General features: G+C 74.9%; 19 protein-coding genes and 2 tRNA genes. 10 read left to right on the top strand and 11 right to left on the bottom strand.

Going from position 1 to position 26,727, the window contains the following annotated elements:
• Positions 1-143 precede the first annotated feature (143 nt).
• From RDV89_RS02240 to RDV89_RS02250, 3 genes are all read right to left on the bottom strand, one after another.
• Positions 144-749, bottom strand: a complete 606-nt coding sequence (locus tag RDV89_RS02240) for an ATP-dependent Clp protease proteolytic subunit (protein WP_315730930.1) — start codon at positions 747-749, stop codon at positions 144-146.
• Between the two features lie 14 nt (positions 750-763).
• Positions 764-1,369, bottom strand: coding sequence for an ATP-dependent Clp protease proteolytic subunit (locus tag RDV89_RS02245; RefSeq protein ID WP_315731516.1), 606 nt, complete (start codon positions 1,367-1,369; stop codon positions 764-766).
• A 95-nt stretch (positions 1,370-1,464) separates the two neighbouring features.
• Positions 1,465-2,646, bottom strand: coding sequence for a lipase family alpha/beta hydrolase (locus RDV89_RS02250; RefSeq protein WP_315730932.1), 1,182 nt, complete (start codon positions 2,644-2,646; stop codon positions 1,465-1,467).
• Between the two features lie 115 nt (positions 2,647-2,761).
• On the opposite strand from RDV89_RS02250, the gene RDV89_RS02255 reads away from it, so the two are divergent.
• The 9 genes from RDV89_RS02255 (at position 2,762) to RDV89_RS02295 (ending at position 17,682) form a co-directional block, all read left to right on the top strand.
• Positions 2,762-3,610, top strand: coding sequence for a hypothetical protein (locus tag RDV89_RS02255; RefSeq protein ID WP_315730934.1), 849 nt, complete (start codon positions 2,762-2,764; stop codon positions 3,608-3,610).
• Between the two features lie 80 nt (positions 3,611-3,690).
• Positions 3,691-3,960, top strand: a complete 270-nt coding sequence (locus RDV89_RS02260) for a hypothetical protein (RefSeq protein WP_315730936.1) — start codon at positions 3,691-3,693, stop codon at positions 3,958-3,960.
• Positions 3,961-4,174: 214 nt separating this feature from the next.
• Positions 4,175-5,848 (top strand): peptidoglycan-binding domain-containing protein, encoded by a 1,674-nt coding sequence (locus RDV89_RS02265; protein WP_315730937.1) that lies wholly within the window; start codon positions 4,175-4,177, stop codon positions 5,846-5,848.
• 101 nt (positions 5,849-5,949) lie between these two features.
• Positions 5,950-6,213 (top strand): hypothetical protein, encoded by a 264-nt coding sequence (locus RDV89_RS02270; RefSeq protein ID WP_315730939.1) that lies wholly within the window; start codon positions 5,950-5,952, stop codon positions 6,211-6,213.
• A gap of 98 nt (positions 6,214-6,311) precedes the next feature.
• Positions 6,312-10,607: a type VII secretion EssC family protein gene (locus RDV89_RS02275; RefSeq protein ID WP_315730940.1), complete on the top strand. Its 4,296-nt coding sequence runs from the start codon at positions 6,312-6,314 to the stop codon at positions 10,605-10,607.
• Positions 10,604-13,180 (top strand): fibronectin type III domain-containing protein, encoded by a 2,577-nt coding sequence (locus RDV89_RS02280; RefSeq protein WP_315730941.1) that lies wholly within the window; start codon positions 10,604-10,606, stop codon positions 13,178-13,180. The genes RDV89_RS02275 and RDV89_RS02280 overlap by 4 nt, the downstream gene beginning before the upstream one ends.
• Before the next feature lie 64 nt (positions 13,181-13,244).
• Positions 13,245-14,246 (top strand): AAA family ATPase, encoded by a 1,002-nt coding sequence (locus RDV89_RS02285; RefSeq protein WP_315730943.1) that lies wholly within the window; start codon positions 13,245-13,247, stop codon positions 14,244-14,246.
• An 11-nt stretch (positions 14,247-14,257) separates the two neighbouring features.
• On the top strand, positions 14,258-15,433 hold the full coding sequence (locus RDV89_RS02290) for a DUF58 domain-containing protein (RefSeq protein WP_315730945.1): 1,176 nt from the start codon (positions 14,258-14,260) through the stop codon (positions 15,431-15,433).
• Positions 15,430-17,682, top strand: a complete 2,253-nt coding sequence (locus tag RDV89_RS02295; RefSeq protein WP_315730947.1) for a transglutaminaseTgpA domain-containing protein — start codon at positions 15,430-15,432, stop codon at positions 17,680-17,682. Before RDV89_RS02290 ends, RDV89_RS02295 begins: the two co-directional genes overlap by 4 nt.
• Here the strand turns inward: RDV89_RS02295 and RDV89_RS02300 are convergent.
• The 8 genes from RDV89_RS02300 to RDV89_RS02335 form a co-directional block, all read right to left on the bottom strand.
• Positions 17,666-19,477, bottom strand: coding sequence for a serine/threonine-protein kinase (locus tag RDV89_RS02300; protein ID WP_315730948.1), 1,812 nt, complete (start codon positions 19,475-19,477; stop codon positions 17,666-17,668). The two genes, RDV89_RS02295 and RDV89_RS02300, sit on opposite strands and share 17 nt — an antisense overlap.
• Positions 19,478-19,505: 28 nt before the next feature.
• Positions 19,506-20,939, bottom strand: a complete 1,434-nt coding sequence (gene tig / locus RDV89_RS02305; protein WP_315730950.1) for a trigger factor — start codon at positions 20,937-20,939, stop codon at positions 19,506-19,508.
• A gap of 70 nt (positions 20,940-21,009) precedes the next feature.
• Positions 21,010-21,082, bottom strand: a tRNA-Pro gene (locus RDV89_RS02310).
• A gap of 69 nt (positions 21,083-21,151) precedes the next feature.
• Positions 21,152-21,225 (bottom strand) — tRNA-Gly (locus RDV89_RS02315).
• 126 nt (positions 21,226-21,351) lie between these two features.
• Positions 21,352-22,428, bottom strand: a complete 1,077-nt coding sequence (locus RDV89_RS02320) for a PP2C family protein-serine/threonine phosphatase (RefSeq protein ID WP_315730951.1) — start codon at positions 22,426-22,428, stop codon at positions 21,352-21,354.
• Between the two features lie 96 nt (positions 22,429-22,524).
• On the bottom strand, positions 22,525-23,376 hold the full coding sequence (locus RDV89_RS02325; protein WP_315730953.1) for an Fpg/Nei family DNA glycosylase: 852 nt from the start codon (positions 23,374-23,376) through the stop codon (positions 22,525-22,527).
• Between the two features lie 3 nt (positions 23,377-23,379).
• Entirely contained in the window at positions 23,380-23,913 is a 534-nt protein-coding gene (locus RDV89_RS02330) for a ribose-5-phosphate isomerase (RefSeq protein WP_315730955.1), read from the bottom strand.
• A gap of 13 nt (positions 23,914-23,926) precedes the next feature.
• A complete protein-coding gene (locus RDV89_RS02335) occupies positions 23,927-24,817 on the bottom strand; it encodes an alpha/beta hydrolase (RefSeq protein ID WP_315730956.1) in 891 nt (296 codons plus the stop codon).
• 348 nt (positions 24,818-25,165) lie between these two features.
• Between RDV89_RS02335 and RDV89_RS02340 the strand changes: the two genes are divergently transcribed.
• Positions 25,166-26,641 carry an HNH endonuclease signature motif containing protein gene (locus tag RDV89_RS02340; RefSeq protein WP_315730957.1) on the top strand — a complete coding sequence of 492 codons (1,476 nt, stop codon included), beginning with the start codon at positions 25,166-25,168 and terminating at the stop codon, positions 26,639-26,641.
• The last annotated feature ends 86 nt before the right edge of the window (positions 26,642-26,727 follow it).

Here is a 26,727-nt window from a genome sequence, read left to right on the forward strand (position 1 = left end):
CCCGTCGAGCCGAGCTCGTCGAGCGGGTGGTGCGTCGTTCGTCGGTCGCAGGTCGTGCGCGAACCGCGACCCCTGGACGGTACCCCGTGCCGGCCTGCGTCGCAGTCCGACACGGGGTTCCGCTTCGAGCGGTCGGGGACCGCTCAGACGAGCAGCGCGGCCTTGCGCGAGTCGAGGACGGCGTCGACCAGCCCGTACTCCACCGCGGCCTCGGCCGTGAGGATCTTGTCGCGCTCGATGTCGGCGCTGACCTCGTCGCGCGGCTTGCCCGAGTGCTCCGAGATCATCGTCTCGAGCAGCTCGCGCATCCGCAGGATCTCGTTCGCCTGGATCTCGATGTCCGAGGTCTGGCCGAACGTGCCCTCGGTGTAGGGCTGGTGGATCAGGATGCGGCTGTTGGGCAGCGCCATCCGCTTGCCCGGCGCGCCGGCCGCGAGCAGGATCGCCGCCGCCGAGGCCGCCTGGCCCAGGCACACGGTCTGCACGTCCGGCTTGATGAAGCGCATCGTGTCGTAGATCGCCGTGAGCGCCGTGAACGAGCCGCCGGGCGAGTTGATGTAGATCGAGATGTCCTGGTCGGGGTTCATCGACTCCAGGCACAGCAGCTGCGCCATGACGGCGTTCGCCACGTCGTCGGAGATCGGCGTGCCGAGGAAGATGATGCGGTCCTCGAAGAGCTTGCCGTAGGGGTCGATGCGGCGGAACCCGTAGGAGGTCCGCTCCTCCCACTGAGGGATGTAGTAGTTCATGTCAGGCCTCCGGTTCAGTCCTTGGTGTGGGCCGGACGGCCCTCGTCAGCGGCCTCGCGGGCGCTCGTGATGACGTTGTCGACCAGGCCGTAGTCCTTGGCCTCGGCCGCGGTGAACCAGCGGTCGCGGTCGGCGTCGTTGGTGACCTGCTCGATGCTCTGGCCCGTGTGCTCGGAGATGAGCTCGAGCAGCACCTTCTTGATGTGCAGCGACTGCTGGGCCTGGATCTTGATGTCGGAGGCCGAGCCGCCCATGCCGGAGGACGGCTGGTGCATCATGATGCGCGCGTGAGGCAGCGCGTACCGCTTGCCCTTCGCTCCCGCGCACAGCAGGAACTGGCCCATGGAGGCGGCGAGGCCCATGCCGACCGTCGCCACGTCGTTCGGGATGTAGTTCATGGTGTCGTAGATCGCCATGCCCGCGTCGACCGAGCCACCCGGCGAGTTGATGTGGAGGAAGATGTCCGCCTCCGGGTCCTCCGCCGAGAGCAGCAGCAGCTGGGCGCAGATCGCGTTGGCGTTCTGGTCGCGCACCTCCGAACCGAGGAACACGATCCGCTCGCGCAGCAGGCGCTGGTAGATGTGGTCGTCGAGCGGGTTGAAGCCCGCGGCACCGTTCATCTGGGGGTTCTGGTTCACGGTCGCGACACTAGCCCGAACCACCGTCACTTCCACGGGGATACCCGCCCTGTTCGCCGACAGCGGATTCCGTCGGCTCAGGCCAGCCAGTCCAGCAGGTGCGCCGCGACCGTCGGGTGGTTCAGCAGCGCGAAGTGCCCGGCGCCGCCGACGTGCACCGTGGTGACGTCCGCGTCGGCGAACAGGTCGTCCCAGCCCGTCCCCCGCCGTCCGTGCGCCGACGCCTCGCGCACCAGGAGGTCGCCGAGCAGGGCGCCGACCGGGTGGCGCGCCGAGGTGGTGACCGTGCCCGCCACCAACCGGTAGCGCGCGTGCTCGAGCAGCCCGACGTCGTGGCCCAGGCCCTCCACGAGGTCGCGGATGCCGACGGAGCGCTCGTCGAGGATGCGACCGAAGGCGGCGGTCTCCCCGAGGAGCGCGAGCCCGGCGCTGCCGTTGCCGACCAGCTCCGCCAGGGGCGCGCCCCGGTGGGGGGTGCCGAGCGTGACCACGTCGCTGACCAGCCCCGGCCAGCGCAGGTCGCCGGCCACCGCGGTCGCCGCCCGCACGACGAGACCGCCCATCGAGTGGCCGACCAGCGCGAGGCGCTCGACCTCGGTGGGCCACCCCCGCACGAGGTCCTCCAGCAGTGCCGCGAGGGCGACACCGTTGGGGCGCAGCCCCAGCCCCGTGTTCATCCGCAGCACCACCGGGGTCCACCCCGCCGCGGCGAGCTCCTCGGCGTACGTCGTGCCCCGCTCGCCGCGCCCCAGCCGCCACGTCTCGTCCGACTCCCCGAGCCCGTGCAGGAGCACGACGACCCGCCCGCGGGCGTCGGGGTAGGCGGCCGCGAGGCCCGTCGGGGTCACGGGCACGTCACGCCCGTCGACGCGCGGAGCGGCGGGGATCGCCAGCACCGGCCGCGACCCGACGAGCCGGTCGCCGATCAGCCCGTTGACGGCCGCACGCAGGTGGCGGCCCGCCGGGCGGGCCTCGAGCGCCGGGCCCGCGCCGGTGCCGGCCAGGGCGTCGAGGCCACGGCCGGCCCCGCGCAGGGCGGTGCCGATGCCGGCGTACACCCCCCGCGCCACGAGGTCGTGCGCCGCGAGCGGCGCCCCCGCGGCGCGCACCCGGCCCGCGACCGCCCGGTGCGTGTCGCGCACCGTGCCGACCACGAGGTCGTCGACGACCTCGAGCAGCAGCCCGAGGGCGTCGAGGAGCCCCGGCTCGCGCGTGGGGGCCGCGGGCGTCACGGCGGGGAGGGTCGGGGCGGTCGCCATGGCTCCAGGGTCCGCCGCCCCGCCGGACGGGTCAAGAGATCCAGTGCACAGATGTGCACCGACCTGTGGGCAACGGTCGCCGGACCCCGCGCCGCCGTTGTGGTTGGATCGAGCCATGCTGCGTGTGACGCTGCGGGGGGCGGGGCTGCCGACGGTGACGATGGGCTCCGGCGAGACGCTGTTCTTCGGTCGGGCGCCCGACCACGCCGTGCCCGACGACTCGCCCGAGAACGCCCTGCGGGTCACCGCGATCGCCCTGCCCCGCTGCGCGCCGCACGTCTCGCGCGTGCTCGGCGAGCTCATCGTCGGCGAGGAGATCGCGCGGCTGCGCTGGCACGGCTCGGGCGAGACGCAGGTGTCGAGCCTCTTCGACGCCCCGGGCGGCGCCCGTCGCGTCACCCTCGCGGAGGGCATGTCGCTGCTGCTCGACGAGGGCGAGAACCAGCTGGTCCTGATGCGCGGGCGCACCTCCCCGGGCTCGGCGAGCTACGACGACCTCTCGATCAGCATCGAGGTCACCGCCAGCGGCAGCGGACCCGTGGTGACGCTGCCGCGACCCGCCGGCAGCGAGGTCGACGAGGGCGCCACCGCACCGGCGCCGACCCTGACGCCCCGCTCGCGGGAGTGGTTCGTGGCGCTCGCTCTCTCGGAGCCGTGGCTGACCGGCACCGACGACTACCCCCGGCCGCCGTCGAACCGCGAGATCTACGAGCGCGTGCTCGGCTGGCACGGGTACGCCTGGAACCTCGAGCGCGCGCAGCGGGTCGACGACTCCATCCGCTCCATCTCCGCGCTCGCCTTCGGCCCCCGCGACGACCCCTTCCGCGCCGGGTCCGGACGCGCCCAGAACGTCCGCTTCGCCATCGGGCGCCGCACGGCCGAGGTCCGACTGGTCACGGCCGACGACCTCGACGAGGTCGAGCGGGCCGCCGCGCGGCGGAACGTTCCGCCCCCGACGGCCTAGCCGCACCTCCCCGCCCTTCCTAGCCTCGGGAGCCACGCACCCACGCGCACCCACCGCGCACCGACGGCCCAGGAGGAACCATGAGCAGCAGCATGCAGGGGATGGACACCGAGTACGCCCGCAGCGTCGGGCAGAACATGGGCGAGTACGCCGGGCAGGTCGCCGGGGTCGTGTCCAGCATCAGCGCCATGATCTCCGGCCTGAACTGGCAGGGCCCGGACCGCCAGGGCTTCGAGAGCGACTGGACGGGCTCGTTCGCCCCCAGCGCCAACGCGGCCTCCGAGTCCCTCTCCGACCAGGGCCGGGTGCTGTGCGTGCACGCCGACCGTCAGGACGCCGCCAGCTCCTGACCCGCCCTCCTCCGCCACGGAGCCGGCGCGTCCCCTCGAGGGGACGCGCCGGCTCCGTCGTCGTCAGGGGGTTCCCACAGCCACCACCGGAGCCCGTCGCAGGGAGGAACCTTCCACCCGAGGCGCTCTTCCCGACGGCGATCGCGGCGCCCTAGCGTCCACGGCGTACCCAGCCACACCCACCAGCGACCAGCAGCGGAAGGAGGCGACGACGATGGCTTTTCTCGGGGCGGACACCGACGAACTCCGCGAAGCCGCTCAGAAGTGCCAGGAGGGCAAGGAGACCACCGACCAGGTGATCACGTTCGTGAAGGCGCTGATCGCGCTGCTGCGGGCGGCCTCCTTCTTCACCGGCGGAGCGAGCGCGGCGTACGCCACCTTCCTCGAGACCCAGGTCGTGCCCTGGCTCGAGAAGATCTCGATGGCGCTCGGCATGTTCGCCCAGGTCCTCGGGGCCAACGCCCAGGCGCAGGACCAGGTCAGCGCCGGCGAGACGGTCGACTTCTCGAAGCTACCGACCTACACCAGCCCGCTGCAGACCGAGCAGAACCGCGCACCCATGGGCTCGTGGCAGGGCGGCTCCATCGCCCCCACCCAGCCGCTGTCGCCGGGGACACCGGGTACCACCACGACCACCACGTCGACGACCACCACGACCGCCGACGGCGTCACCATCCCGGGCACCACCACCACGGTCACCAGCCCCACCGGGCTGACGCCCGCCTCGATCACCCCGACCATCGGCATCCCGAGCCTCTCGGACAGCGCGACGGGCGCCGGCAGCACTGCGGCCCCGGTCTCGGAGAAGCCGGCCCTCGGCGGTGCGCTGCCGACGGGCAGCGGATCGGGTGGGGGCACGGGCGGCGGCACGGGCAGCGGCACCGGCGGCGGCACCGGCGGCGGGACCACCGGAGGCGGCGGCTCGCCGGCGCTCGGCGGCGGCAGCATCGACGGCGGCTCCGTGCCCAGCTCGCCGACCGGCGGCGGCTCCCCCGACGTGGCGCCCAGCGCGGGCACCACCCCGGGCGCGGAGTCGCTCACCTCGGCGGCCCTCAACCCGACCGGTGACTCGATCACCGACACCGGCGAGAAGCCGTCGTACGGCGCGGCCGCGGGGCTCGCGGGCGGCGCAGCCGCCCTCGGCCTCGGCGGGGCCGCGCTGGCCGGCCGCGGCAACGGCGGCGACGCGGCGATCGAGAAGCTCGCCGGCGAGAACGGCCGCGGCAGCCGCGGCGAGGACGTCCGCGAGCTCCAGCAGCGGCTCTCGGCGGCCGGCTACGACACCCAGGGCGCGGACGGCGTGTGGGGCTCGAACACCCAGGCGGCGTACGAGGCCTGGCGCTCCGACCACCCGCAGCAGCTGGCGCAGGGCTCGGGCTTCAGCTCGCCCACCGGCTACGACTACCAGCAGATCCAGGGCGTCTCGGGCAACCCGAACGTCACGCCGGAGTTCCTCCGCGAGGTCGAGGCCGTCGCCGGCCGCCTGGGCGCGGCGCCCGAGCACCTCATGGCGACGATGAGCTTCGAGACGGGCGGGCGCTTCACCTCCGACGTCGAGAACCCCCGCAGCGGCGCCACCGGCCTGATCCAGTTCATGCCCGACACCGCCCGCGGTCTCGGCACCACGACCGAGGCGCTGTCGCGGATGACGCCGACGGAGCAGCTCTCCTACGTCGAGCGCTACTTCGAGCCCTACCGCGGCCGCCTCGACTCGCTCGAGAGCGTCTACACCAGCGTCCTCGGCGGCCGACCCATGGACGCCGACACCACGATGTTCAACCAGGGCACCCAGGCGTACCACCAGAACCGCGAGCTCGACGTCAACGGCGACGGCCGCATCACCGCCGCCGAGGCCACCAGCCACGTCCGGTCCCGCATGGGCGGCTGACCGTCCCGGTCAGTCCCGCCCGGCTCCACCAGCTCCACCCGTCCGACCGCTCACACCTCACCCAGAGATCGACCTAGAGATCACACAGAAGGAGAACCGCCATGGCCATGAAGGGTATGGACATCGAGGGTGGCCGCCAGTCGGCCCAGCAGATCACGCAGGGCGCCGGCGAGCTCGAGCAGATCACGGCTCGCCTCACCCAGTCGCTCGAGGGCTTCGAGTGGATCGGCCCCGACGCCGAGCGCACCCGCAACTCCTGGAACTCGGAGTACCGCGCGATGCTCACCCAGGTCATCGCCCAGCTCAACGACTTCTCGACGCTGATCAACAACCAGGCGCAGGAGCAGGAGGAAGTGTCGGCCTGACACACCTCGTCCCGCGGGGGTCGTCGGCCACTGGCCGGCGGCCCCCGCGGCGTCCGACGGGGGTTTGACCCCCGCCCCTCCGGAGCAAGGAGCACCTCGTGCAGCAGTGGACGCTCTCGTTGAGCACCCCGCCGGAGTCCGGCCTGCCCTCGGTCGACGTCGTCGTGCACGCCAAGCCCGACGCGACCGTGGCCGACCTCGCGCGCTCCTTCGGCCAGCACCTCGCTCCCCACCAGGCGGGCCTCATGCTCGTGCCCGTGGACGGCGGCCACCCCTGGCCCGCCGACCGGGCCGTCGCCGACTGCGGCCTGCGCACCGGCGACCTCCTCGACGTCGTCAGCGCCCCGCCCTCGTGGCTGCGGCGCAGCAGCAGCACCGCCCGTCCCCGCGCCGTGCTGCGCGTGGTCGACGGCCCCGACTCCGGCCAGCGCCTGCACGTGCGCTCGAACGCGCTCACCGTCGGGCGCGGACCGACCTGCACCATGCGCCTGTCCGACCCCCTCGTCTCCACCCAGCACGTCCGCGTCGTGCTCGGCACCCGCCCGACCGTCTACGACGCCGGCTCCGCCAACGGCACCTCGGTGGCGGGCGAGCAGGTCACCACGGGGCGCGAGGTCGACTGGGGCACCCCGATCCGGCTCGGCGGCACGACGGTGGTGGTCGACCCGGGCGAGGTGCCCGTCGACGACACCGCGGTGGCGGTCTACCGCCCTCCCCGCTTCGGCGAGCCGCTGCTCGACGAGGTGCTCGACGTGCCCTCGCCGCCGACGAAGAACCGGCCCTCGCCGCTGCCGTGGGCGATGCTCGCGCTGCCGATGATCATGGGCCTGGCGATCTTCGCGCGCTCCCAGACGCCGTACGCCCTCGTCTACATGCTCGCCTGGCCGATGATGGGCTACCTCGGCTGGCGCCAGCAGCGTCGCGCGGCGCAGAAGCAGTTCGAGGAGGAGGCCGCCGAGTGGCGCACCGACGTCGACGGGATGCTCGCCCTCATCGACGACCAGGCCCGGCGCCAGCGCGAGCAGCTCGAGGACGACTACCCGGACGCCGAGACGCTGCGTACGCGTGCCGCTCGCCGTGACCCGTACCTGTGGGCCCGCAGCGAGACCCGTTCGGCGTTCCTGCAGACCCGGATCGGACGCGGCACCGTGCGTGCCCTGCTGCGCGGCGACATCAAGGACGGCGGCGACCGGCCCCTGCGCCGCGAGGCGGCCGCCGACCTCGCGGCGCGCGACACGCTGCCGGACCTCCCGGTCGTCGTCGACCTCACCGCGCACCCCCTGGTCGCGCTGACCGGCCCGGCCGAGGAGGTCGACGGGCTGCTGCGGGCGATGACGCTGCGCCTGGCGTTCGACCACTCGCCGGCCGACCTCACCGTCGCCGCCTGCCTGGGGCGCGAGCGTGCGCACCACGAGGCCTGGCTGCGCTGGCTGCCGCACGCCGTCGCCCGGGTCGGTGGCGAGCCGCCGGTCGCCGTCGGCCCCGGCGCCGCGACCGCGCTGCTGGACCACCTCTCGAGCGAGGACGGCGGGCGCGGGCACACGCTGTGCGTCGTCGACGAGGGCGCCGGCATCCCCCGACGCACCGTCGAGGCCGTCGCCCAGATCGCCGCCCAGCGCGGGCTGCACCTGCTGTGGCTGGGCAGCTCGCGCGCCGAGGTGCCCGCGGCGACGAGCCTGCTCGTCGACCTGGCGGACGGCTCGGTCAACATCGGCGACCGCGGCGGCGTCGACCGGGTCGACCGGGCCGACGACGTGTCGCTGGCGCACGCGTGGCGCAGCGCGCGCACCATGACGGCGTACGTCGACGAGGCGGCCGTGCTGCCCGCCTCCACCGCGATCCCCGGCGTCGTGCGGCTCCCGGAGATCAGCGGCGACCTGGAGGACCTCGACGACTCCGCCGCGGTGCTGCGGCGCTGGGGCGCCTCGCGCGGCCTGCGCGCCCAGATCGGCTCCGGCATCGACGGCACCGTGACGATCGACCTGCGCGACGACGGCCCGCACGGCCTCGTCGCGGGCACGACCGGCTCGGGCAAGTCGGAGCTGCTGCAGACCCTCATCTGCTCGCTGGCGCTCAACAACCCGACGAACCGGATCAGCTTCCTGCTCGTCGACTACAAGGGCGGCGCGGCGTTCCGCGAGTGCGCGGACCTGCCGCACACGGTCGGCTACATCACCGACCTCACCCCCGCGCTCGTGCAGCGGGCGCTGACCTCGCTGGGCGCCGAGATCACCGCCCGCGAGCACCTGCTCGGGCAGTACGGCGTCAAGGACCTCACCCAGCTCGAGCGCGAGCACCCCGAGGCGGCGCCGCCGAGCCTGCTGATCTGCGTCGACGAGTTCGCCGCGCTCACCTCCGAGGTGCCCGAGTTCGTCGACGGCATGGTCAACATCGCCCAGCGGGGCCGCTCGCTGGGCATGCACGTGCTGCTCGCCACGCAGCGCCCCGCCGGCGTCGTGACCGGCAACATCCGCGCCAACACCGACCTGCGCATCGCGCTGCGGGTCTCGGCCGCCGACGACTCCCGCGACGTGATCGACACCCCCGAGGCCGCCCGGATCAGCCGTCGCACCCCGGGCCGGGCGTGGCTGCGCCGCACCGGCCACGGCACCGCCGAGCTCGTGCAGAGCGCCTGGACCGGAGCGCGCCAGCCGATCGACGGCACCGGCGCCGCGGTCACGGTCAGCGCCTTCAGCGCGGCCCACGCGCCGCGCGCCGGCGGCGACGGGCAGGCGCGGCTCGACCCGCGCACCGACCTCGAGCGCTGCGTCTCGACGATCGTGACCGCGTTCCGCCGCTCGGGCGTGCCGGCGCCCCCGAAGCCGTGGCTGCCGCCGCTGCCCGCCGAGCTGCTCCTCGACGCCGACGAGCTGGCCCGCGAGGCCGGCCGCTTCCCCTCGGGCCACCTCTACCTGGGCGGGATCGACGACCCCGCGCAGCAGCGCCAGCCGCGCCTCGAGATGGACCTGACCAGCGTCGGCCACGTGCTGGTGCACGGCGCCTCGGGCTCGGGCAAGACCGAGCTGCTGCGCACCGCGGCGATCAGCGCCTCGGTCGGCGACGCGTTCAGCGGCCACGGCGTCGCGCCCTACGTGTACGCCATCGACTACGCCGGCGGCGGCCTGCAGGCGATCGAGCCGCTGCCGACGGTCGAGGCCGTCGTCGGAGAGACGCAGATGGGACGGGTGCTGCGGCTGGTGCGCCTCCTGCGACGCACCGTCGCCGACCGCTCGTCCGCGCTGGCCGCCAACGGCTGCGCGGACCTGGAGGACCTCGCGCGCGCCGGGCACGTGCTGCCCCGCGTCTACCTGCTGATCGACAACCTGCCGTCGCTGCTCGAGAGCTTCGACAAGGCGGGCGGCGTCGCGCGCGACCACGTCGAGCACCTGCAGAACGTGCTGCAGAACGGCCGCCGCGTCGGCGTGCACGTGATCGCGACCGCGCCGGGGCGCACGGGCGTACCCACCTCGCTGGCCGCCAGCTTCGGGCGCCGCCTGATCCTGCGGATGACCACCTCCGACGACTACCTGATGCTCGGCGCGCCCGGCAACGTGCTCGACGCCGAGACCACTCCCGGCACCGGCCTGCTGGGCAAGCAGATGCTGCAGGTCGCCACGACGGGCGGCGCCGGGACGCCGCAGCAGGCCGAGCGGGTACGCGCGGTGGCCGAGCTCCTCGGCCCGCGCACGGCCGGTCGCGGCACGGCGGCGGTGCCGCCCATGCCCGGCCGCCTGCCCTCGGACGCCCTGCCCGCCCCGACCGGCGCGCACGTCGCGGTCGCCGTGGACGCCGACGCCGTGGCGGTGCTCAGCACCGACCTGCTGGCCGGTCCCGTCCTCGTCGCCGGCCGGGCCGGCACCGGGCGGACGAGCGCGCTCGACGGCATCGTCGAGCTGGCCGAGCGCTCCGACGCACCCCCGCTCGTGGTCCGGGGCGACGACCTCGTCGCCACGGCGGACGCCGTCGAGGCGGCCCGGCAGCAGGCGCTGTCGCGGGCCGTCGGGGAGGAAGGTTCCTGGGTGCTGCTCGTGGCCGACGAGGTCCAGCGGTGGGACACTGCCTGCACCGACGACGCGCACCGCGACGCCCGCGCGCGGCTCCTCGACCTGATGGCGCAGGGGCCGGCGAGCAGGGTCGCGATGGTCGTCTCGGTGGACGTCGCCGAGGCGCGCAAGCCCGCCCTGCAACCGGGGCTCGTGACCGCGCTCAAGCAGCGCCGTCGAGGTTTCCTGCTCGCGCCGGAGTGGAACGAGGGGGAGGTCTTGGGGGTCTCGGTGCCGACCAAGACGCTGGAACCGCTGACCGGACCGGGCCGCGGACTGTGGTGCGAGGCAGGAGGCGCCACCGTCGCGCAGCTGGTCACGGCGGCGCACGAGGGACGAGGACGAGCATGAGCGAAGAGGCCGCTCGGGGCCCGGGCGCGATCTGGCGGCGGGTGCGCGACCGCGTGCCCGGAGGCAGCCGGGAGCGCCGTCGCAAGCGCGGCTCGCGCGGCAGCGCCGAGCTCTCCGTCGTGGTCGTCGCGGCCTCCCTCGTCGCCGGCCTCGCGTTCGGCGAGGGCCTCTCGCGCACGGTCGTCGACATTACCGACGGCCTCACGTGGCTCTCCGACGACCCCAGCGGCGAGGTCATCCAGGTCAACCCCGCGACCGGGCGCCCGGAGCGCCGCCTCTCCGTCGGCGAGCCGGGCAACGACCTGCAGGTCTCCCAGTCCGACGGCCGCCTCTTCGTCACGAACCGCACCACCGGCGAGATCTTCTCGGTCGACCTCGCCTCCGTCCTCGTCTCCGGACAGCGGCGCGTCGCCGCGGGCGGCGCGACCGACCTGCTCCTGCACGACGGCGCGGCCTACCTCGTCGACCGCTCGAACAGCACCGTCTCCCGCATCGACGTCTCCACCACCGACGCCGTGGGCGAGCGGTGGGTGGCCACGGAGGGCCTCGCCGACGCCGCGATCGACGGCGAGGGCCGGGTCTGGGCGATCGACAAGGTGGGGCACCTCGTCGAGCTGCGCTGGTCGGACACCGAGCGCCGCTTCATCACCGAGAGCGACCACGACGTCGACTACTCGGGCGACAGCTCGGTGCTGGTCGGCCACGACGAGGGCGTGACCGTGTTCGGCCCCGACGCCGGCATCGTCGTGCAGGTCGGCACCGGCAAGGACGTCGTGGGCGACGCCCCGGCGCTGGCCGGGCGCCTCGCCGCCCCCGCCTCCTCGCCCTCCGACCTGGTGCCCGTCGCGGCCCCCGAGACCGGCACGGTCCTCATCGTGGGCGACGGCGAGTTCCGCGAGGTCTCCGTGCGCACGATCGGCTGCCCGAAGCCGGGGCGTCCGGAGGTCCACCGCGGCCTCGTCTACGTGCCGTGCGACAGCGAGGGCCGCATCGTCGTGCTCGGCCAGGACGGTCGCCGGGCCGCGAACGACATCACCGTGCCCGGCGACCGCGACGCCGAGCTCGTGGTCGACGACGGCAACCTCATCGTCAACGTCCCCGGGGCGCAGGCCGGGCTGATCGTGCGACCCGACGGCAGCGTCGACGACCTGACCCGCTACGACGACCGGGTCGCCCCGACCCAGCTCGCCACCACCCGGCCGGTGCGCGACGTGCAGTCCGCGATCGACCGCGACCGGCCCCCGGTCGTCCCGCCCGCCGACCAGGGTGGCCAGGGCGACCAGGGCGACGACGGCCGGGACCAGCAGGACGACGAGACCCCGCAGAGCGGCACGACCACCCCGACCGGCACGGCGACCACCCGGCCGCCCGCGTCGGGCCCCGTGGACCCCCAGCTGCCCGTCGGTCCGCCCAACCCGGGCACGCCCCCGAACGGCACGCCCGGCGGGACGCCCCCGGGCGGACCGGGCGGCACCAACCCGCCCGGGGGCGGTGGACCCGGCGGCTCGGACCCCGACGGTGGTGGCACGGACGAGCCGCCGCCGAGCACCCCGCCCACGACACCCACCACGCCGACCACGCCCCCCGTCGCGGCCGAGCAGGTGCAGGCCCCGACCTCCGTCGTCGCCACCGTGGTCAGCGAGGGCATCGTGGAGGTGACGTGGGCGCACGGCGGTCTGCCGGCCTCCGGCTTCGACGTGGCCATGGTCGGCAGCGACAGCGTCGGCGCGACGGCCGGGCCCGACGAGCGCAGCAAGAGCTTCGCCGTCCCGCTCGGCCAGGCCCTGCAGTTCGTCGTGACCGCGGTCGGCGACGACGGGCACCGGGCGACGTCGGCACCGTCGGCCCCGGTCACCTCCAACGGACGCCCCGCCGCCCCGACCGGCGTCACGGGGTCGGTCGCGACCGGCGCGCACACCGCCGGCACCGTCGCGGCCACGGTGACCTGGGAGGAGGCCGCCACCACCGGGTCGCCCATCCGGGAGTACCGGGTCGAGATCACCGGCGGCAGCCCGCGCCAGACCTTCACCGCGGCGGTCCCGGCGGGCCAGCCGCGCACCTTCACCGCCCAGGTCGCGTGCGCCGACATCGGCAACGAGCAGTGCGACGCGGGCACGACCACCGCGCGGGTCACGGCCGTCAACGACCAGGGCGAGGGCCTGCCGGCCGAGGTGACCATCGGCGAGAGCCAGAGCAGCGCGCCGCGGCTGCCCTCGGCGGGCAACCAGCACGTCTCGGGCCACACGGGCGGGGCGCTGACGATCGAGGGGTTCGGCGACGTCACGCTCTCGCTGGTGCCCCGCGACTGGGCGACGTTCCCCGGCTCGTGCTCCTACACCCTCAACGGAGGAGCGGCGCAGGCGATGGCGTGCGACCAGACCAGCCTGTCGTTCCAGTACAACGAGGGCTACCACTGGGTCCCCTGCGACCGTCCGAGCGGCGGCAACCGGCAGCGGACGTTCACCGAGACCATCGTCTTCACTGCCGACAACGGGCGCGCCACGGTGCAGAGCCAGGCGTACTCGTGGACCGTCACCCACCCCGGGCTCTGCGAGGGCCAGGCGATCCCCTGACCCCGACGGCGTGCCCCGGCCCGCGTCCCGATCCCCCGCACCACCCGAGAGACAGGAACCCCGCGTGACCGCGACCGCCGAGAGCACCCACGCCACCGGCCCCGTGACGGAGCCGGAGGTCGCGGAGTTCCGCCGCCTCCACCTGCGCCTCGGCGACGCGGTCGAGCGGGCCGTGCACGGCAAGCGCGCCGTGGTCGACCTCGTGCTCGTGGCCGCCGTCGCGGGCGGGCACGTGCTGCTCGAGGACGTGCCCGGCACCGGCAAGACGACCCTGGCGCGCGCGGTCGCCAAGGCGCTGGGCGGCGAGATGCGCCGCGTGCAGTTCACCCCCGACCTGCTGCCCGGCGACGTCACCGGCACCACGGTCTTCGACCCGCGCAGCGGCGAGGTCCGCTTCCGCCCCGGCCCGGTGTTCTCCCACGTCGTGCTGGCCGACGAGATCAACCGCGCCGCGGCCAAGACCCAGTCGGCGCTGCTCGAGGTGATGGAGGAGCGCACGGTCACCGTCGACGGCACGACGCGCGCCGTGCCCGACCCGTTCCTGGTCATCGCGACGCAGAACCCGGTCGACCTCGACGGCACCTACCGGCTGCCGGAGGCGCAGCTCGACCGCTTCCTGCTGCGCACCTCGCTGGGCTACCCCGACGCCGAGCACGAGCTGGACGTGCTCCGCCCGGGCAGCACGGCCGGTCGCGTCGACGACGTCGAGGCCGCGACCAACCCCGCCGTCCTGGCGGCGGCCGGCAACCGGCTGACGCGGCTGCACGTCGCCGACCCGCTGCTGCGCTACGTCCGCGAGATCGGGGTCGCGGTGCGCAACGACCCGCGCGTACGCCTCGGCGCCTCCACCCGCGGCCTCAAGGCGCTCGTGCGGACCCTGCAGGTGTACGCGGCGTCCCAGGGCCGCCACTACGTCGTGCCGCACGACGTGCAGCGGCTCGCCGAGCCGGTGCTGGCCCACCGCACCGTGCTGACCCGCGACGCGATGCTGGCCGGGCACCGCCCCACCGACGTCGTGCACGAGATCGTCGACAGCATCCACCCGCCCCAGCCCGACCAGTCGTGAGGTCGGGCGCGATGGGCCGCGTCTGGCACGCCGCGACACCGCGTGGCCGGGTGGTCGCCGCCACGGCGCTCGCGCTGCTCGTCGGCGGCGGCCTGGCCCGCTACCCCGTCGTGGTCGGTCTGGGCCTGTGCCTGGCCGCGCTCGTCGTGCTCGAGCTCGTCTCGGTCCTGCGCTCGCCCACCGTCGCCCTGCACCGCAGCATCGACCCGCCGGTGGTGGTGCGCCACGAGGGCAGCGTCAGCGTGCTGCGCTTCGCGGGTCACCGCCGTCGCGGCCTCGCCCGGCTCGAGGCCGCCGACCTGGTGGACGGCCGGCTGCACCCGGTGCGCCTGCCCGACACGGCGCAGGCGGAGGAGGTCGAGGTGCGCTACGAGATCCCCACACCGCGGCGGGGCCTCATCGACGTCGGGCCGCTCGTGCTGCGGCGCCACGGTCTGCTCGGGCTGGCCACGCACGCCGTCGACGCGGGCGAGAAGGCCTCGATCCGCGTGCTCCCCCGCCGCGTGCCCCTGCACCGCAGCGCCGCCGGGATCCGCCGCGCGGCCGTCGGCACCACCGACAGCATCGACGTGGGCGGCACCGACCTGGTCGGCCTGCACGAGTACTCCGCCGGCGACGACCTGCGCCGACTGCACTGGGCCACCAGCGCCCGCACCGGCACGCTCATGGTGCGCGAGGACGCCGACCCCGCCGAGCCGCACGTGTGCGTGCTGCTCGACGACCGGGCGGAGGCCTACGACGACGAGCCGGGCAGCGAGCCCTTCGAGGACGCCGTCGAGCTCGCCGCCGCGCTGTGCCGCGTGACGGTCGCGGCCGGGCAGCCGCTGCGCTTCCGGGTCACCAGCGGCCGGTACGCGGTCGACGTGCCCGCCTCGACCACCGGCGTGCCCCACCCGGGCGGCGACGAGATCGCCCTGCTGCTGGCCGAGGTCGGCACCGTGACCGGCCGCGCAGCGCCGCAGGACGTCGCCGGCATCCGCGACGCCGACGTCGCCGTCGCGGTCAGCGGCGCGGGCGCCGGTGAGCGCGAGGTCGCCCTCCTGCTCGGGGCGGGGCACCGGCGCGTGCTGCTGCTGCTCGACCCGCGTCCGTTCGTCGCGTCCGGCCAGTCCGGCGACGTGCTGGTCCTGCGCGGCGGTGGCTCCTTCGGGCTCGCCGAGCAGTGGGACCTGGCGGTGGGCACGTGAGCCCCGCCGCTGCCGGCGCGGCGCCGCCGCGGCCGACCGTGCGCGCGACGGAGACCGGCACCCGCGCGCCGACGCAGCTGACGCCGCCCTCGCGCGTGGCGGGGGTCGCCACCCTCGTCTGGAGCGCCAGCCTGCCCGCCGCGGGCGCGCTCTCGGTCGCGACCGCGTGGGGCGGGTGGCGCATGCCGCTGGTGGTGATCGGCGCGGTCGTGCTGCCGTTCGTGCTGCTCCTCGCGGTGCTGCGGGCCGGCGTGCCCCGCTGGCTGGGCACGACCGTGCTCGTCGCCCTGCTCGTGCTGGTCTGCTACGTCCTCGCCGTCGACTCGGGCGGCACCCTGTCGGGCACGGTCCGCGACGCCGTGCCGCGACTGCTGACCGAGCCGCAGCCGCTCGCGTTCCGCGCCGACCTGCTCGTCGTGCCCGTCCTCGCCTGCGGCCTCGTCGGCCTGCTCGTCGCCCTGCGCAGCGCCCGGCCGGCCCGGGTCGCGCCCGTCGTCGGTGCCGCGGTGCTGTACGCCGGCGGTGCCCTGCTGACCGGCGGCCGCGGGGACCGGATCGGCCTGGTCGCGGTGCTCGTGCTGCTGCTGACCGTGCTGGGCTGGGTGCTCCTCGACGAGACCGGCGAGCCCCGCTCCCGGCGCACGCTCGTGGTCGGCCCGCTCCTGGTGGTGGGCGTCGGGTTCGTCGCGTCCTCGGCCCTGGTCCCGACCGAGAGGCCGTTCGACCCGCGCGCGGTGGTCGAGCCGCCGGTGTTCCAGACCGAGGTCGCCAGCCCGCTGCCCCAGCTCGCCGCGTGGACCGCGAACCCCGACGTCGAGCTGTTCACGACCTCCGGCGACTCCGCTCCGATGCGCCTGGTGGTCCTCGACGACTACGACGGCGCCCAGTGGCGCGCGGCGACCCGCTACGGGCCGCTCGGCATCGAGGCCGAGGAGACCCTGCCGGCCGGCGCGGACCGGGCCCGCTTCACCGTGGCGGTGCGGGTCGCGGAGCTCGGCGGCAGCTGGCTGCCCTCCCCCGGCGACCCGACGGGCGCCACGGGCACCGAGACGCTGGTGGACCCGCGTACCGGCACCGTCCTGGCCCCCGGCGGCGCCGGCGGGGCGGAGTACGAGATCACCGGCGTCGTCGACGCCGCCGACCCCGCGACCCTGCCGGACGCCCGTCTGGTCGACCCCGAGGTCGAGCCCGTCGTCGAGCAGTACCTCGCGACGCCCACACCGCTGCCCTACGAGCTCGGCGCGTACGCGGCGTCCGTCGTCGAGGGCACGGTGACGCCCTACCAGCGCGCCCTGGCGATCGAGCAGGCCGTGCGCGGCGAGCGCGCCCTCAGCGACCGGGCGATCTCCGGCTCGGCGCTGTGGCGGGTCGAGGACTTCCTGCTCGGCGACCCTGCCACCACCGCGGGCGCGCAGGAGGGGACGTCCGAGCAGTTCGCGACCGCGTTCGCCGTGATCGCCCGGCACACCGGCCTGCCGACCCGCGTGGTCGTCGGGTTCCGCCCCGGCGACGAGCGGCCCGACGGCACCCGCGTGGTGCGGGGCGAGCACGCCCTCGCGTGGCCCGAGGTCTACTTCTCCGGCCTCGGGTGGGTGCCGTTCAACCCCACCCCCGAGCAGGACTTCTTCGGCGAGCGCCCCGAGGCGCCCCCGCCGCCGCCCGAGACGGTGCCCGCGGACGAGACGCCCCAGTTCGACGAGGAGCAGGAGGCGCTCGACACCGACGACCCGGGGCCGGAGGCCACGGCCGGGCAGACCTGGTGGGACCGCTGGGCGGGGTACGCCCTCGTCGGCGGGCTCGTGGTGGGCGTGCCGCTCCTGCTGCTGCTGGCACGGCTCGTGCGCTCGACGCTGCACCGCACCCGTGGCGCCGCGGGCGCGTGGGCGGAGGTCCTCGACGGCCTCGTCCTGGCGGGGCGTCCCGCTCGCGCGTCGCAGACGGCGCCCGAGCTCGGCGACCACCTCGCGATGCGGTTCTCCGCGCCGGGGGCGGTCGCGCTGGCCCGCGACGCCGACGCGGCGGCGTTCGCCCCCGCGGGTGGAGACGCCGCCGACGGCTCGGCGGGTCGGTCCGAGGGTCGGGAGCGTCGCCGTCGCGTCCGGGAGGTACGCCGTGCCCTGCGGCGTTCGGTGCCCCTGTGGCGCCGCGCGTGGTGGGCGTTCGACCCGCGGGTCCTCCGGCCGCGCCCCCGGGCGGACGAGCCTCAGGCCGCTCGACGGCAGGAGCGCGAGCTCACTCGGGCGCGGTGATGCAGCGGACCTCGGAGGTCCCGAACTCGCCGGTCGGCAGGTGCAGGGAGATCAGGTAGCACTGCCGGCCCGGGTTCACCAGGGCGCCCTCGATGCGGTACGAGGTCTGGCCCGCGGGGAGCTGGCGCACCGACTGCACGCCCTGCCCGTCGGGGCCGGACGTGCGGGTGACGACGAAGTCGCCCGCCCCCTCGCTCGGGTCGCTCCACGAGAGCACGATGTCGAGACCGTCGGCGTCGAGGTCCTGGAACAGCACCGCCAGCTCGGGGTCGGGACGCGGCTCCAGGTCGGGGGTGGTGACGTCGGAGCCCGGCTCCTCGCCCACCTCGAACCCCGCCTCGGAGCCACCGACGTCCTCGCTCGGCGCCGCCGCCGGCTCGTCGTCCCCGCCGTCGCGCAGGGCCGCACCCACGATGCTCAGCCCGATGCCGAGGACGGCGGCGAGCACGCCGAGGCCGATCAGGAGCCTGCGGCGGCGACGCTCCGCGGGCGTACGCTCCGCAGCCCGTCCGGTCGGCGGCGACGCGTCGGCGCCGTCGGCTCCCGCGGCGCGGTCGTCCTCCGTCTCGCTCGCCGCGACGGCTCCGGGCTTCCGGGCGCCGTGGGGCGCGGTACCGGTCGGGGCCGCGTCCGGCTCGTGCTGGACCGGTGAGTGCGAGAGCACCGAGAGCGCCAGCGGCTCCGGCTCCGCCGCCCCCGGCGCCCATCCCGGCGCGGGGTCCGGCACGGGCTCGGGCTCGGCTGCGGGAGCAGGCTGCGAGGCGGTCGCCGGCGCCGCGACGCGCGGCGCGGTCGGGGTCGCGGGGGCCGGACTGGGGGGGACCTCGGCGGCCGGCCCGGGTGCCGGCGTGGACGCGACGGCGGGCGCTGCTGCGGCGGGAGCGGGGGGCGTACCCGTCGCGTCGGGCTCCCACGACCGCGCGCGCAGCGCCGCCAGGGCGTCGCGCAGCGAGGCGGCGTCGGGCCAGCGGTCCTCGGGCGACTTGGCCAGGCAGCGTCCGATCACGGCGGCCAGCTGCTCGGCGTCCGGGAGCACGAGCGGACGGTGGTCCTCCGTCCGCGCGCGGCGGATGTAGGACAGCGCCGAGTCGTCCTCGGGGTCGTCGCTGGCGAAGGGCGGGCGTCCGTCCAGCAGCGTGAAGAGCGTGGAGCCGAGCGACCACAGGTCGTCGGACTTCGAGGGCCGCATGCCGTCGAGCACCTGGGGCGCGGCGTGGCGGTAGGTGAACGTCTCCACCGAGGCCGTGTGCTCGGAGCCCGCCAGCCGCGCGATGCCGAAGTCGGAGAGCACCCAGGAGGTGGGCAGGACCAGCACGTTCTGCGGCTTCACGTCGCGGTGCAGCACCTCGTGTGCGTGGGCGAACGCGAGCGCGTCGGCGAGCACGTAGCCGAGCTCGACGACCTCGTGCGGCGGCAGGGGGCCCTGGGCGCCGAGCCGGTCGTGGACGGTGCCGGCCTCGACGAAGTCCATGACGAGGAACGCCCTGCCCGAGGCCGCCTCGCCGACGTCGAGCAGGGTGACGATGTTGGGGTGCTGCCGACCGAGGTCGACGGTGATGTCGACCTCGCGGCGGAAGCGGGCGACACGGGCCGGGTCGTCGGTGCCGAGCACCTTGATGGCGACGAGCCGGCCGAGGCTGACCTGGCGGGCGCGGTAGACGACGGAGTCGCCGCCGCGCCCGACCTCGGTCAGCTCGACGTAGCCGGGGATCTCCTCCGGCTCGGGACCCGGTGGGGCGGGGGAGGCAGGCGGGCGCCAGGCACCGTCGGTGCGGTCCCCGCCCTCGCCTGCCATCGCTCCCCCACCCTGGCCGGGTCTCAGGTCACTTCTCGGTGCCGGCCTCGTCCGAGGTCTCGGCGGTCTCGTCGGCGTCGGTCTCGACGTCAGCCTCGGCCTCGGCCTCGGCCTCCTCCGCCTGCGGCTCGCCGATCGTGCCGTCGGGCAGCAGGTTCTTCAGCTCGACGTGCTCGCCCGACTCGTCGGTCACCTTCGCGGTCTCGACCAGGGTGGCGAGCGCCTTGCCGCGCACGATCTCCTGGACGAGCTCCGGGATGTGGTTGTGCTCGAACATGTGGTTCGCGAACTCCTGCGGGTCCTGGCCGGACTGCTGGGCGCGACGCACGATGTGCTGCGACAGGTCGTTCTGGTCGACCCCGAGCTCCTCGCGCTTGGCGATCTCGTCGAGGAGGAACTGCGCGGCGACCGCGTCGCGGACCCGGCGCTCGAGGTCGGCCTCGAACTCCTCGATGGTCTGCTCCTCGTCCTCGAGGTACTTCTCCATCGTGATGCCGGCCATCGCGAGCTGCTGCTCGACGCTCTGGCGACGGGCGTTGAGCTCGTCGGTGACCATCGTCTCCGGCAGCGGCACGGAGACCTTGTCGAGCAGGGCCTCGAGGACGGCGTCGCGCGCCGCCGCGGCCTGCTCGAGGCGCTTGCCCCGCGTCAGGCGCTCGCGCACGTCCGCGGTGAGCTCCTCGACGGTGTCGAACTCGGAGGCCATCTGCGCGAACTCGTCGTCGACCTCGGGGAGCTCCTGCTCCTGCACGGCCGTGACCGTGACCTTGACCTCGACGCCCTCGCCGACCAGGTCCCCGCCCACGAGCTGCGACGTGAAGTCCTTGCTCTCGCCGGCCGAGAGGCCCACGAGGGCCTCGTCGAGCCCGTCGAGCATGCCGCCGCGACCCACCTGGTAGGACATCCCGCTGACCTCGGCGCCCGGGACGACCTCGCCGTCCTTCGTGGCGACCAGGTCGATCGTCACGAAGTCGCCGTCGGCGGCCGCGCGCTCGACGTCGGCGAGCGTGCCGAAGCGCTGGCGCAGGTTCTGCACCTGCTCCTCGACGTCCTCGTCGGTCACGGCCAGGTCGTCGACCTTCGCCTCGAGGCCCTCGTAGTCGGGCAGCTCGATCTCCGGCTTCACGTCGACCTCGGCGGTGAACTCGACCGGGTCGTCGCCCGAGCGCTCGGCGACCTCGAGGGCCTCCGGCTGCGCCAGCGGCGTCAGCTCGTTCTCCTCGAGGGCCTCGCGGTAGGCGTTGGTGACGATCTCGTCGAGCGCCTGGGCGACGACCGCCTCGCGGCCGACCTGGCGGTCGATGATCGACGCCGGCACCTTGCCGCGGCGGAAGCCCGGGATGTTGATCTGCTGGGCGATCGTCTTGTACGCCTTGTCGAGGCTCGGCTTGAGCTCCTCGAAGGGCACCTCCACGGTGAGCTTGACCCGGGTCGGGCTCAAGGTCTCGACGGCGCTCTTCACAGGTGGTTCTCCTCGTCATCGGTCGTGCTCGTCGGCCGACGGGCACGGGTGGTGCAGCTGTTCGCTTCCGTCGGGGCGACAGGACTCGAACCTGCGGTCTCCTGCTCCCAAAGCAGGCGCGCTAGCCACTACGCTACGCCCCGCCAAGAGGGCCTCCGAGATCAGCCGCGCACAGGCTCTGACCTGCGTCGACGTCGCTCCTCGACCACACTTGGAGCGGATGACGGGAATCGAACCCGCGTAATCAGTTTGGAAGACTGAGGCTCTACCATTGAGCTACATCCGCGCGCACGCCCGTGCCGCCGGGGCAGACCGACGGCCGACACGCGGGTGTCATCGTGCCACACGGGCCCGCAGGCCCCCCAACTCGCCCGCGCCGACGGCGTACCCGCTCCTCGCGGGCCACCGCGCGTCAGGCGCGGCGCAGCACCAGGACCGCGCGGTCGTCGCCGGGGGTGCCGGTCGCCGCGATCAGCGCGTCCGCGACCCCCCGCAGCGCCGGCTCGACCGCGACGTCGGGCCCCCGGCGCGCGACGCGCCGCTCGAGCTGGTGGGCGGCCACGTCGGCGAGGCGGTCGATGCCCTCGTCGATGTCCAGCCCCGCGACCTCGACGAGCCCGTCGGTGTAGAGGACCAGCGCCTCGCCGGGGCGCAGCTCGCCGCCGTCGGCCGGGTACGCCGCGCCGCCGATCAGGCCGAGCAGCGGCCCGCCCGCGCCGAGCCGTCGGGCGCGGCCGTCGGCGGTCAGTGCGAGCGGCGGCGGGTGGCCGGCGACGTACACGTCGTACTGCCCCGTGCGCAGGTCCAGCGAGAGGTGCACGGCGGTCGCGAACCCCTCCTGCCAGCTCTGGCGGATCAGGAAGTCGTTGACCGCGGGCAGGATCTGCGCCGGCGGCACCGCGCCGAGGAGCCCGCTGAGCGCGCCCGAGAGCTGCAGGGAGCGCGTGCCCGCGCTGACCCCCTTGCCGGAGACGTCGACCAGCACGGCGTCGAGGCGACCCGCCTCCGTGCAGCTGGAGTAGCAGAAGAAGTCGCCGCTGAAGGGCGTGCCGCCCGCGGCGCGGACCGTGGCGTCCAGCTCCCAGCCGTCCGGCAGCGGCGGCGCCTCGCCCTGGGCCTGCAGGCGGTCGCGCAGGTCCACCAGCATGGCCTCGCCCTCGGCCCCACCCACGCCGAGCTGCACGCGTCGCAGCGAGATGCCCAGCACGAAGAGGCCGATGAAGGTGTAGGTGGCGACCGACGCCCACAGCCGCGGGGTGAAGGTCTCCTGCTGGGTCGTCGCGAGGGCCAGCACCGCCAGCGCGAACGTGATGTAGCCGGCGAGCTGGCGGGGTCGCAGGAAGAGCGTCGACACGACCATCGGGATGGTCAGCGTGTTCAGCGGGAAGCGCTCGGGGCGCCACGCGACGAGCAGGCCGAGCACAGTGGTCATGGCGACCAGCGTCACCAGCGCCCGGTTCGTGGTCAGCGAGCGTCGCAGGTCACGCACGGCGCGCCTCCGTGGGGCGACCCCGGCGGCGGAGCGACGGCGCTTCGCCTCGACCACCTCCACGACGCCTCCTCGAGCCCGGTGCGGACAGTCCTCTCACTGTACGCGCCGGGTGGTGTGCGGACGCTGGCATCGCGGGCACCAGAAGAGGGTGCGCTGGACCAGCTCGGCCTTGCGCACCCGCGTGCCGCACACCAGGCACGGCCGGCCGTCGCGCCGGTAGACGTAGACCTCGCCGCCGTGGTCGTCCACCCGCGGCGCGCGGCCCATCGCCTCCGGGGTGTGCTCGGGCCGCACGGTGTCGATCCGTCCCGTCCGCACGCCCTCGGTCATCAGCGCGACCAGGTCGTCCCAGACGGCGTCGAGCCGCCGGGCCGTCAGGCTGGCGCCCGTGCGGTAGGGGTCGAGACGGTGCCGGAAGAGCACCTCCGCCCGGTAGACGTTGCCGACCCCGGCGAGCACGGACTGGTCCATCAGCAGGGCGGCCACCGGGGCGCGGCTGCGGCGCACCCGCTCCCAGGCCGGCGCCGGGTCCGTGCCGGGCCGCAGCGGGTCCGGGCCGAGGCGCGCGACGACGGCGTCGCGCTGCTGGGCGGTCAGCAGGGTGCAGGCGGTCGCGCCGCGGAGGTCGGCGTACGCCGTGGGCCGGCCGTCGCCGGCAGCCGCGAGGCGAAGGCGTACCTGTCCCACGGGCTCGGGCACCTGCGCCACCTCGGCGTGCACGTCGAAGCGGCCGTAGAGGCCGAGGTGGACGTGGACGACCCGCCCGGCCCCGAGCTCGAGGAAGAGGTGCTTGCCGTGGGCGTGCGCCTCCTCGAGCACCGCGCCGTCGAGCGCGGCGGCCTCGGCCTCGAAGCGGCCCTGCGGGCTGGCGAGGGCCAGCCGGCGTCCCGCGAACGCCGCGGTCAGCTCACCGGCGAGCCGGTGCAGGGTGTGCCCCTCGGGCACGGGTCAGGAGGCGTCGTCGGCGCTGCCCGCCCCGGCGTCGTAGCCGGGCAGGGCCGACGCCGGCAGCGGCGGGAGGTCGCGGGTCGTCTCGTAGTCGCCCAGCTGGCCGATGCGGCGCACGTGGCGCTCCTCGCCCGTGAACGGGGTGCGCAGGAAGACCTCGACGAAGCGGGTCATGTCCTCGAGGCTGTGCAGCCGACCGCCGACGGAGATCACGTTGGCGTCGTTGTGCTCCCGCGCGAGCACGGCGGTCTCCTCCGACCACACGAGCGCGCAGCGCACACCGATCACCTTGTTGGCCGCGATCTGCTCGCCGTTGCCCGAGCCGCCGATGACGACGCCGAGGCTGTCGAGGCCCTCGGCCTGCTCGGCGGCGACGCCCTCGGCCGCGCGCAGGCAGAAGACCGGGTAGTCGTCGAGGGCGTCGAAGACGAACGGGCCGTGGTCGACGACCTCGTGGCCCTGGTCGGTGAGCCAGGCGGTCAGGTGGTCCTTGAGCTCGAGGCCGGCGTGGTCGGAACCGAGGTGTACGCGCATGGGCGGCAGTCTCTCAGGCGTGCAGCCGGAGGAACGCCGCGACCTGGCCCATGGTCGGGGCGGCGGCGTCGTAGACCGCGGCGTGCCGCCAGAAGCCGTGCAGCTGGCCGAGCACCCGGGTGCCGACCACGTCGACACCGGCCTCGGCGAGGCGGGCGTACAGCTCCTCGCCCTCGTCGCGCAGCGGGTCGTGCTCGGCGGTCACCACGAGCGTCGGGGGCAGGGTGCCGAGGTGCTCGGAGCGCAGGGGCGCGAGGTCGGGGTGCGCCAGGTCGGCGGGGGTGGCGGCGTACTGCTCCCAGTACCAGGCCGCCTCCCGCGGGTCGAAGCCGTGGGTCTCGGTGCGGTACGACGCCGACGACCCGGTCGGGTCCAGGAACGGGTAGATCAGCGCGACGGCCGCGAAGCGCCCCGGACGGCGCAGCGCGGCGACCAGCGCGAGGTTGGCCCCGGCGCTGTCGCCGTGGGCGTAGAGGGGACCGGCGACGTCCAGCGCAGCCGCGCCGCCGCCCTCCCCCAGCCAGGCCACGACGGTGTCCACGTCGTCGGGGGCCGCCGGGAAGCGGTGCTCCGGCGGGCGGCGGTAGTCCACGCTCAGGACGGCGACGCCCGCGAGGTTCGCGAACGCCCGGACCGCGGCGTCGTGCACCTCGACGTCGTTGAACACGAACCCGCCGCCGTGCAGGTGCACCACGAGCCCGGGTCGCGCACCGGCCGGCCGGTAGAGGCGGCACGGGACCCCGTCCGCGTCGACGTCGCGCACCTCGGCCACCTCCTCCCGCGGCTGCGCGGCGGCGGCGAGGCGCGCGGCCTCCCGGGCGTCGGCGATGTCGTAGGAGGGGTCGAAGACCGGGAGCTCGCCCGCGGCCGCGTCGAGCGCGGCCCGCGCCTGGGGGTGCAGCATGGCGCCAGCGTAGGGCGCGGCGGGGTGTTGCGGCGCCGGGGGCGGCGCGTCGAGCTGCGGGTTGTGCCGCGGGTCGGGGCGTCGAGCTGCGGGGTGTGCCGGGGTTCGGGGCGTCGAGCTGCGGGGTTCGCCGCGGTTCGGGGCGTCGAGTTACGGGTTGTGCCGCGGGGTGGGGTGTCGAGTTGCGGGTTGTGCCGCGGTTCGGGGTGTCGAGTTGCGGGTTCTGCCGGCGGTGCGGGTGGGGGTACGCGCGGGAGGGCGTGCAGGTGTGTTGACCTGCGGAAACGTTCTCCACAGATCGGTCCGCGACCCTGGTCCTCGAACGCACGTTCGGATAGAATCAGGGGTATGGATCGGGGGACCCAGCAGCGCACGAACAGCCCTTCGCGGGCTGCGCTGCTGGACGCTGCGTCCGAGGCGATGCGGGCCCAACGCGCTGCCGAGGCGGGCGCGTTCTTCGCGGCTGCCGACTACGCCGATGCCCACCTCGACGTGCTGCGCGGCGGCTCGCCCAGCAACGCGGTGGTGGGTGACCCGATCGGCCCGTTGGGCATGTGGGTCGACGACGAGGAGTCCCTCGCGGCGGTGCCGGGTGGGGACCGGTGGCTGGCGTACGGCGGACCCGGCGCGCCGTTGGTGTCGGAGTTCGCTGTTCTGGAGCTGGTGACTGCGATGGGTCTGTCGCAGGAGGCGGGTCGTGCGCTGGTGGGTGATGCGGTCGAGGTCCGCCACCGGCTCCCGCAGCTGGCCGGGCGGGTCGCTGCGGGTGGGGTGCAGGTGTGGCGGGCTCGTCGGATCGCGCGGGCGACGCGGACGTTGACGTTCGAGGGGGCTGGGTTTGTAGACCGCAACCTCGCTCATGTGGCGCACTCCATCTCCGGTGCCGGCATCGACCGGCTCGTCGCGGAGGCATCCGCGCGGTTCGACCCCGAGACCACCGAGGCGGATCGGGCGGATGCGGACGCGGGCCGGTTCTTCTCCGTCGACTTCCGCGCCCGCGAGGCGCTGGGGGTGCACGGTCAGGTCGGCGGCACCGTCCCTGTCATGGGTGAGCTGGACCTGGCCGACGCCCGTGATCTCGAGGAGGCCGTCGCCCGTGGTGCCGCCGAGCTGGCCGCACTCGGGTCGGGTGAGTCGCTCGACGTGCGCCGCTCCATCGCGGTCGGTGAGCTGGCCCGCAAGCAGACCGCACTCGACCTCACCGGTGAAGCGGAGGCATCGACGGTGGCAGCGCGTCAGGTGGTGCTGCACGTCCACCTGTCCCAGGCCGCGTTGGCATCGACGTCGATCGGGATCGACCCGCTCACCGGCGGCACCGGGATCGACCTGGCCACCGTCACCGCGCCCGGCATCGGGCTGCGGACCGTGACCGCCGAGCAGGTCCGCGACTGGTGCCGCAGCACCGACACCGGCATCGTCGTGAAACCGGTGATCGACCTCAACGAGCACATCACGACCCCGAGCTACCGGATCCCCGAGCGGCTCGTCGAGCAGGTCCAGCTGCGGCACCCGACGTGTCGGTTCCCGTACTGCAACCGGCCAGCGCGGGCCTCCGACCTCGACCACCGCGTCGAATGGGACGCCGGCGGCCCGACAGCCAGCGACAACCTCGTCCCGCTCTGCCGGCTCCACCACCGCGCCAAGACCCACCCCTCACCGCTCGGATCCGATCAGCCCGACGGACCAAGTCACGAGCAGCACTGCGAGCGCCGCTGGCGCTACCGACCCACACGCCCCGACGAACCACCAGACGGCTTCATCTGGACCAGCCCACGAGGCCGCCGCTACCTCGTCACGCCAACCGGCACCATCCCGCTCGACTAGCCCCCAGACGCGCACGGCACCACCCGACACCACCCCGCACCACCCGGCAGGCCCGCCGACACCACGTCGCCGGGCCCACCGGCGCG

This window comes from Nocardioides imazamoxiresistens, assembly GCF_032378595.1.
GTDB classification, from domain to species: Bacteria; Actinomycetota; Actinomycetes; order Propionibacteriales; family Nocardioidaceae; genus Nocardioides; species Nocardioides imazamoxiresistens.

Excerpts from the sequence above, each read along its gene's own strand:
- RDV89_RS02240 (WP_315730930.1), bottom strand. The coding sequence starts at position 749 with ATGAACTACTACATCCCTCAGTGGGAGGAGCGGACCTCCTACGGGTTC.
- RDV89_RS02245 (WP_315731516.1), bottom strand. The coding sequence starts at position 1,369 with ATGAACGGTGCCGCGGGCTTCAACCCGCTCGACGACCACATCTACCAG.
- RDV89_RS02250 (WP_315730932.1), bottom strand. The coding sequence starts at position 2,646 with ATGGCGACCGCCCCGACCCTCCCCGCCGTGACGCCCGCGGCCCCCACG.
- RDV89_RS02255 (WP_315730934.1), top strand. The coding sequence starts at position 2,762 with ATGCTGCGTGTGACGCTGCGGGGGGCGGGGCTGCCGACGGTGACGATG.
- RDV89_RS02260 (WP_315730936.1), top strand. The coding sequence starts at position 3,691 with ATGAGCAGCAGCATGCAGGGGATGGACACCGAGTACGCCCGCAGCGTC.
- RDV89_RS02265 (WP_315730937.1), top strand. The coding sequence starts at position 4,175 with ATGGCTTTTCTCGGGGCGGACACCGACGAACTCCGCGAAGCCGCTCAG.
- RDV89_RS02270 (WP_315730939.1), top strand. The coding sequence starts at position 5,950 with ATGGCCATGAAGGGTATGGACATCGAGGGTGGCCGCCAGTCGGCCCAG.
- RDV89_RS02280 (WP_315730941.1), top strand. The coding sequence starts at position 10,604 with ATGAGCGAAGAGGCCGCTCGGGGCCCGGGCGCGATCTGGCGGCGGGTG.
- RDV89_RS02290 (WP_315730945.1), top strand. The coding sequence starts at position 14,258 with ATGGGCCGCGTCTGGCACGCCGCGACACCGCGTGGCCGGGTGGTCGCC.
- RDV89_RS02300 (WP_315730948.1), bottom strand. The coding sequence starts at position 19,477 with ATGGCAGGCGAGGGCGGGGACCGCACCGACGGTGCCTGGCGCCCGCCT.
- RDV89_RS02330 (WP_315730955.1), bottom strand. The coding sequence starts at position 23,913 with ATGCGCGTACACCTCGGTTCCGACCACGCCGGCCTCGAGCTCAAGGAC.
- RDV89_RS02335 (WP_315730956.1), bottom strand. The coding sequence starts at position 24,817 with ATGCTGCACCCCCAGGCGCGGGCCGCGCTCGACGCGGCCGCGGGCGAG.
- RDV89_RS02340 (WP_315730957.1), top strand. The coding sequence starts at position 25,166 with ATGGATCGGGGGACCCAGCAGCGCACGAACAGCCCTTCGCGGGCTGCG.